This window comes from Desulfobaccales bacterium, assembly GCA_041648175.1.
Lineage (GTDB): Bacteria > Desulfobacterota > Desulfobaccia > Desulfobaccales > 0-14-0-80-60-11 > 0-14-0-80-60-11.
Map to the genome: position 1 here is coordinate 1 of JBAZPO010000051.1, position 4,866 is coordinate 4,866.

The 4,866-nt window shown below is 58.3% G+C and carries 5 protein-coding genes; all 5 read left to right on the forward strand.

Annotated elements, in window-relative coordinates; translation table 11 throughout:
* The coding region (locus WC600_18665; GenBank protein MFA4904752.1) for an adenylate/guanylate cyclase domain-containing protein at positions 1 to 393 on the forward strand (393 nt) is incomplete at its 5' end.
* Positions 394 to 558: 165 nt separating this feature from the next.
* On the forward strand, positions 559 to 1,791 hold the full coding sequence (sat, locus tag WC600_18670) for a sulfate adenylyltransferase (GenBank protein MFA4904753.1): 1,233 nt from the start codon (positions 559 to 561) through the stop codon (positions 1,789 to 1,791).
* Positions 1,792 to 1,930: 139 nt separating this feature from the next.
* Complete coding sequence (gene aprB / locus WC600_18675; protein ID MFA4904754.1) at positions 1,931 to 2,356, forward strand: adenylyl-sulfate reductase subunit beta; 426 nt, start codon at positions 1,931 to 1,933, stop codon at positions 2,354 to 2,356.
* A gap of 39 nt (positions 2,357 to 2,395) precedes the next feature.
* Positions 2,396 to 4,360: an adenylyl-sulfate reductase subunit alpha gene (gene aprA / locus WC600_18680; protein ID MFA4904755.1), complete on the forward strand. Its 1,965-nt coding sequence runs from the start codon at positions 2,396 to 2,398 to the stop codon at positions 4,358 to 4,360.
* Positions 4,361 to 4,606: 246 nt separating this feature from the next.
* The coding region (locus WC600_18685) for an FAD-dependent oxidoreductase (protein ID MFA4904756.1) at positions 4,607 to 4,866 on the forward strand (260 nt) is incomplete at its 3' end.

A 4,866-nucleotide genomic window follows, 5' to 3' on the forward strand; every position in this document is an offset into this window, starting at 1 on the left:
ATGGCGGTGTTCGGGGTGCCGGTGGCAATTCCCCAGGCCGCGTCCCAGGCGGTGGCCTGCGCCCAGGCCATGCACCGGCGCTTGGGGGAAATGCAGGCCCAGGGGCGCACTCCCATCCAAGGCATGCGCATCGGCATCAATACCGGGGAGGCCATTGTGGGCAATATCGGCTCCCACAAGCGCATGGATTTCACCGTCATCGGCGACGCGGTGAATGTTGCGGCCCGGCTCCAGGAACTGGCCAAGGAGTTGGAGGCCGATACCCTGGTGAGCGAGGCCACCTTCCGGGAAGTGGAAGGGCAATATAATTTTTCCCCGGCGCCGCCCCAGGTTTTGCGGGGCCGCCGGGAAAGCACCGCGGTCTTCCGGCTGACGGCTCCTTCCCAGGACTGACCGGGCCGAATTATCCTTTTCGAGATAAAAATAGTTCGTGAAAAAATTATTGACAACGGGCGAAATATGGAATAGATTGGGATTCTGGATGATATGTGAATTTTTTCACATTACCTTCGGACAGTTGCCGTTCGACTCGAAACTTAACCCCGAGGAGGAAAATAGATGGCTTTAGTAAATCCCCATGGTAAAGAGAAAAAGTTAAAACCGTTACTACTGTCCCCGGCCCAGGTGGCCGAAGAGAAAAAGCGGGCTAAGGAACTGACCGTGGTCACCATGACCTCCCGGGAAACGGCCGACCTCATCATGATGGGCATCGGCGGCTTCACCCCCCTAGATGGTTTCATGGGCCATGACGACTGGAAAGGCTCTTGCAGCGATGGGATGAAGTTGACCGACGGCACCTTCTGGCCCATCCCGGTCACCATGTCCGTCAACCAGGGCAAGGCCGATTCCATCAAAATCGGCCAGGAAGTGCTCCTGGTGGACGAAGAGACGGAAGAGATGATGGGGACCATGAAGGTCACCGAGAAGTACAAAATTGATAAAAAGTGGGAATGCAAACAAGTCTTCACCACCGATGACATGGACCACCCGGGTGTACAGTTGGTCATGGGCCAGGAAGAAGTCAACCTGGGGGGCACCGTGAAGGTCTGGAGTGAAGGGCCCTTCCCGAAACAGTATCCCGGCCTCTACATGCGGCCCTGGGAAACCCGGAAGATGTTTGAGGATAAGGGATGGGAAACCATCGCGGCCCTGCAGCTTAGGAACCCCATGCACCGCTCCCACGAGTACCTGGCCAAGATCGCCATCGAAGTGTGCGACGGCATCCTGATCCACCAGCTCCTGGGCAAACTGAAACCCGGCGATATCCCGGCGGAAGTGCGCACCGAGGCCATCAACGTCCTCACCCAGTATTACTTCGTGAAAGACACCAGCATCCAGTCCGGTTATCCCCTGGATATGCGCTACGCCGGTCCCCGGGAAGCCCTGTTCCATGCGGTGTTCCGCCAGAACTTCGGCTGCTCCCACCTCATCGTGGGCCGGGACCATGCCGGTGTGGGCGAGTACTACGGTCCCTTCGACGCCCAGAAGATCTTCCATCAGATTCCCAAGAACGCCCTGGAGCTGAAACCGCTGCCCATCGACTGGACCTTCTATTGCTTCAAGTGCGACGGCATGGCCTCCATGCGCACCTGCTGCCACGGCAAGGAAGACCGTCTGATGCTCAGCGGCACCATGCTGCGCAAGATGCTCTCCGAAGACATGGAAGTGCCGGATCACTTCAGCCGGCCCGAAGTCCTGAAAGTCCTGCGGAAATACTACCGCAGCCTCACCGAGAAGGTGGAAGTCAAGGTTCATGGCTTTGCCACCGGCGCCATTTCGGAGAAAAAGTAACCGGCAACCCCGGCATCAAATATCCGCCTCCAAGGGGATATGTGTTAATAACCATGCAAGAGGTGGAAGCCTTTCTAAGGCTTCCACCCGGATTTAAGGTTAAAAGTCATAGTTAACCCAAGTTTAGGAGGTTTTAAACATGCCGAGTTTTGTAATCGCGGAAAAATGTGACGGCTGCAAAGCCCTGGACAAGACCGCTTGCCAGTACATCTGCCCCAACGACCTGATGGTCCTGGAACCCGTACAAAAGAAGGCTTACAACCAGGAGCCGGATCAGTGCTGGGAATGCTACAACTGCGTGAAGATTTGCCCCGTGCAGGCCATTGAAGTCCGCCACTATGCGGATATCATGCCCCTGGGCTCCAGCACCATCCCCCTGCGGTCCTCCGACAGCATCACCTGGACCATCAAGTTCCGGAATCAGAAGACCATCAAGCGGTTCAAGTTCCCAGTCCGCACCACTCCGGAAGGGTCCATTGACTGTTTCAAGGGCCAAGCCATGCCCAGCGACATGGCCGGACTCAAGAAACCCGGTTTCTTCACCGGCGCGGCCCGGACCGAGTAACCCTACACAGCAGCGAAAATTCAAGGAGGTTAATGAGATATGGCTCTGGAAAGAGAATTCTGCAAATGGTCTTTCTGTTCCAAACCCGCGGTAGAAACCGTTGAAACCGATCTGCTGCTGGTAGGCGGTGGCATGGCTTGCACCGGCGCCGCGGTTGAAGCTGCTGCCTGGGCGAAAGCCGCCGGCCTGAAGGTCACCCTGGTTGACAAAGCCGCCCTGGATCGTTCCGGCGCGGTGGCCATGGGTCTGTCCGCCATCAACACCTACATCGGTGCGGAAAACAAAATAGCTGACTATGTGAACATGGTGCGCACCGACCTCATGGGCATCATCCGGGAAGACTTGGTCCACAGCGTGGGCGCCCACGTCGACCAGTCCGTGCATGACTTCCAGGATTGGGGCCTGCCCATCTGGCAGAAAGACGCCGAAAACCACACGGTGGACGGTCAGGTGGCCAGAGACGAAGGCCTGCCCCTGCTGAAAGACGGCGGTAAGTGCGTCCGTTCCGGCCGTTGGCAGTGCATGATCAACGGTGAATCCTACAAGGTGATCGTGGCCGAAGCCGCCAAGAACGCCCTGGGGATGGAAAACATCTACGAGCGCGTCTTCATCGTCAAACTGCTCACCGACAAGAACAACTCCAACCGGGTCTGCGGCGCGGTGGGTTTCAGCGTGCGTGAGCACAAGACCTATGTCTTCAAATGCAAGGCCATGATCATCGCCTGCGGCGGTGTGGTCAACGTCTTCCGGCCCCGGTCGGTGGGTGAAGGCCAGGGTCGTGCCTGGTACCCCGTATGGAACGCCGGCTCCACCTATGCCATGCCCGCGGAAATCGGCGCCAAGATGGTGCTGATGGAAAACCGTTTCGTCCCCGCCCGCTTTAAGGACGGTTACGGCCCGGTGGGCGCCTGGTTCCTGTTCTTCAAGGCCCAGGCCACCAATGCTTACGGCGAAGATTACATGGCCAGAAACTGGGACCGGGTCAAGAAAGAGTACCCCGGTTACGCCGATTCTCCCGGCACCTGCCTGCGGAACCACGCGGCGATGATCGAAATGCGGGAAGGCCGCGGCCCCATCATGATGCACACCGACAAGGCCATGCAGAAACTGGCCGAGACTCTGAGCAAGAAAGAGCTCAAGCACCTGGAAGCCGAAGCCTGGGAAGATTTCCTGGATATGTCCATCTCCGCCGCCTGCCTGTGGGCCTCCTTCAACATGGAGCCCGACAAGGTGCCGTCCGAGATCATCCCCTCCGAGCCTTACCTGCTCGGTTCTCACGCCGGCTGCGCCGGTCTGTGGGTCTCCGGCCCCTCCAAGGGCTACATGGGCGCCCCCGAAAGTTGGTTCTGGGGCTATGACCGCATGACCACCGTTGAAGGTCTGTTCACCGCCGGTGACGGCGTCGGCGCCTCCGGGCACAAGTTCTCCTCCGGGTCCCACGCTGAGGGCCGCATGGCCGCCAAGGGCGCCCTGGCCTTCATCCTGGACCACAAGAACGACAAGCTGGAAGCGGCGCAGAATATCGACGAGCTCATCGCCGAGATCTACCTGCCCTTCGAGATCTACGAGAAGTACAAGGGCTACACCACCGCGCCGGACATCAACCCCAACTATCTGATGCCCAGACAGGTCCAGACCCGCTTGCAGAAGCTGATGGACGAATACGTGGCCGGTTGCTCCACCATGTACATGACCAACAAACCCAGCCTCATGGAAGGCCTGAAGCGCCTCACCCTGCTGAAGGAAGACGCGACCAGGCTGGCCGCCAAAGACCTGCACGAACTGATGCGGGCCTGGGAAAATTATCACCGGATCCTCTCCGGTGAGGCCCACCTGCGCCACATCCTGTTCCGGGAAGAGAGCCGTTACCCCGGCTACTACTACCGGTCAGACTTCCTGAGCATCGATGACAGCAAGTGGAGGGTGTTCACCATCTCTCAGTACGACAAGAACACCAACGAGTGGAAGTTCGAGACCGAACCTTACAAGCAGTTGGTGAAGTAAACCCTTGAAACCTGGCGGGGCTCCCGGGATTCCTGGAGCCCCCCCATATTATCTCGGGCCGTGGTTTCAAGCCAGCCACGGCCAATTTTTTAATGGACCCCGTCTGGCCATGGGCCGCGGCGTCTGCTTTTACCCTTGCTTTCCCTCCTAACCTTATTGTATTTAAAAACTTGAAGACCTTGAAGGGGTCGGCAGACTCCTTAAGTTTCAACCCAGGTTCCGGAAACGTCCCGAAGGAGGACTGGTGTGAGCACCGATAACAACAAGATTCTGGTGGTCGGCGGAGGTATCAGCGGCCTCACCGCAGCCCTGGAGGCGGCGGAATCCGGGGGCCAGGTGATCATCGCCGAAAAGGCCCCCTATCTGGGGGGCCGGGTAGCTCAACTCCACCGCTACTTTCCCAAGCTCTGCCCTCCCACCTGCGGTCTGGAGATCAATTTCCGCCGGATCAAGGAGAATCCCAACATCTCCTTTTACACCATGGCGGAAGTGACCCAGGTCAGCGG